The organism is Microbacterium sp. (assembly GCF_030149085.1).
Classification (GTDB): domain Bacteria; phylum Actinomycetota; class Actinomycetes; order Actinomycetales; family Microbacteriaceae; genus Microbacterium.
The window spans coordinates 1-2,300 of the sequence record NZ_JASBSF010000048.1; the positions used below are offsets into that span (position 1 = coordinate 1).

Genomic DNA, 2,300 nt, shown 5'->3' on the forward strand with positions numbered 1-2,300 from the left:
CCCTCGCTCCCACTGGGACATGCTTCTGGAGCGTCGCACGATCCCTGAGCTCGAGGAACTCCTCGAAGAGCGACTCGCTTTCGTCCGATCGCGCCGCGGTGCCGGCGACGACGTCACGGTGGACAAGCTCAGCGCCTGACAGACGACCACCGCAGCCTCAATGATGCGGTGCCTGAAAGGGGGCCGATCCGATCACGGATCGGCCCCCTTTCATGTCCGGCGGCGGCTTGCGATGATGCCGCTGGCGACCAGGCCGATGATGCTGAGGAGCGCGATTGCCACGCCCAGCGAGCCGCCGATCACGATGCTCGGCGTCAGACCGGATCGCAGCGGAACGTCGGTGAGCATCGCACCGGCTTCATCGGCGGGCAGTGAGTCGATCGTCGCCCCGTCGGGACCGATGACCTGGCTCGTCCCGACCGTTGAGATGTTCACCACAGAGCGACCGGTTTCGATCGCGCGCATGCGCGCGAAGGCGAGCTGTTGCAGGTTCTCATCGGTGTTGCGGAAGTCGGCGTTATTGGTCTGGAACATGTAGACCTCCGCGCCGTCGCGCGCGCCATCGTGGATGACGTCGTCGTAGATCACGTCGAAGCAGATCGCGAGGCCCACCCCTGTGCCGTCGATATCGACGTAGGGAGGGTTGGATCCCGGGGTGTACTCGCGGCCGATGAGTCCGATGAGGTCGGGCACGATCATCTCGTAGAACCACCGGTCGGGCACGTACTCTCCGAACGGAACGGGGTGGGTCTTGTCGTGATACTGCACGGCGCCCTCCCCCGCTTCCCACAGGATCGAGGTGTTGTAGGTCAGATCACCGCGCGTTGTTGCGGCGTTGACAAGAAGCGGAGCATCCACGGCTTCAGAGAGACTGTCGAGAACCGCCGCCGTCGTCGCGTTGGTCAGCGGATCCGAATCGATGCCGCCTTCGGGCCACAGCAGCACATCCATGTCCTGACCGATCAGATCGGTGGATGCCGACAGCTGTGCGTTCAGGATGTCGTTTCGCTGCCGGGCGTCAAAGTACCCCGACGGACCGTTGCCCTGCACACTCCCCACGGTCATGGTGCCCGCCGGGGTGGTGGGGAACTGCGGCGTGATGAGCAAGACGACCCCAAGGCCCGCTACCGGCAGCGCAGTGCGGATATCCGACCACCGGCGCAGCCGCAGCCACTCGATGACCCCGGCGGTGAAGGCGACCATCAGGAACGACAAGCCCGTCACCCCGACCCATGAGGTCAGGTGCGAGAGAGGGCTTTCGGATTGACTCATCCCGATCCGTGCCCACGGGAAGCCGGTATAGGGCCAGGACCCGGTGACAAGCTCGCGCAGTACCCACAGCCCGGCAACCAGCAGCGGGGTCAGCACGAGCTGAGCCCAGCGGCCGGGGACGGCTCTCGGCATCCACCGGTATGCCAACGCGATGAGCACGGAGCCGAGCGCGACGTAGATCGTGGCAGCGAACGCCAAGGCGAACCACGGAATGACGCCCAGGTAGCGATTCAGCCACACGATGTGGACGAGATAGAAGGTAATGCCGAAGACGAAGCCGACGAGCAGAGCTCCCCAGGCGCTCCGCCCGATGAGGGTCACCAGCGACAGGCCGACCCCAACGAAGGCGAGCGGCCACCAACCCACCGACGGGTACGCCAGATCCAGAATGAGCCCGGCGGCAACTGCCACCAGCACCGCGGCCCACAACGGCAGCATCGGACGCACGGCGATGGCACGACTCTGTGTGGCGCTCGAGGCTTCGGGCATAAGGTCCAGCCTAGATTCCGACGGCTATGGTGCGGCTGAAGGTTCGGCGATCACACCGACGAGTACGCCACGATTCCGCGCCGAACGCCATCGAGCGCGCGGCGCGCGACCGCGGCGAGACCGGGCTCGGCCACCAACGACATCTGGTCGAGAAGGTCGATCGTCTGCTTGGCCCACCGCACGAAATCGCCGGCAGCGAGGTCAGCCTCGCGAAGCACACGATCGAGCGGCATCCCCTTGGCCCACGAATGCATGGCAAGCGCGAGTCCTGCAGCAGGCGGCTCCGACCCGGGAAGGCGTGAGTCGCGCTCGAGGTCGTCGAGGCGTTGCCAGAGGTCCAGGGTCTGCGCTAGAGCCTCGCGGAACGCGCCGCGGGGAAGCGCTCGCTCCCCCGGCTCGTCACGGCGCGGTTCGTAGACCAGCGCGCACGCCAGCGCAGCCAATGACGGCGCATCCAGCGAGCTCCAGAGACCAAGGCGCAGTGACTCGGCCACGAGCAGATCCCGCTCTCCATAGATCCGACGCATCGTCCGACCCGA

2 protein-coding genes and 1 pseudogene are annotated in these 2,300 nt (G+C 66.1%); 1 reads left to right on the forward strand and 2 read right to left on the reverse strand.

Going from position 1 to position 2,300, the window contains the following annotated elements; genetic code table 11:
- A partial coding sequence (locus Q1V87_RS02005; protein ID WP_300590632.1) for an RNA polymerase-binding protein RbpA occupies positions 1 to 139 on the forward strand: 139 nt, incomplete at its 5' end.
- A gap of 71 nt (positions 140 to 210) precedes the next feature.
- Here Q1V87_RS02005 and lnt read toward each other — a convergent pair.
- On the reverse strand, positions 211 to 1,761 hold the full coding sequence (gene lnt / locus Q1V87_RS02010) for an apolipoprotein N-acyltransferase (RefSeq protein ID WP_300590631.1): 1,551 nt from the start codon (positions 1,759 to 1,761) through the stop codon (positions 211 to 213).
- Between the two features lie 50 nt (positions 1,762 to 1,811).
- Positions 1,812 to 2,300 (reverse strand): annotated as a pseudogene (locus Q1V87_RS02015) (RNA helicase); the annotation flags it as partial.

What these genes read in the sequence shown, in the direction of transcription:
- lnt (WP_300590631.1), bottom strand. Translation starts at nt 1,761, where the DNA reads ATGCCCGAAGCCTCGAGCGCCACACAGAGTCGTGCCATCGCCGTGCGT.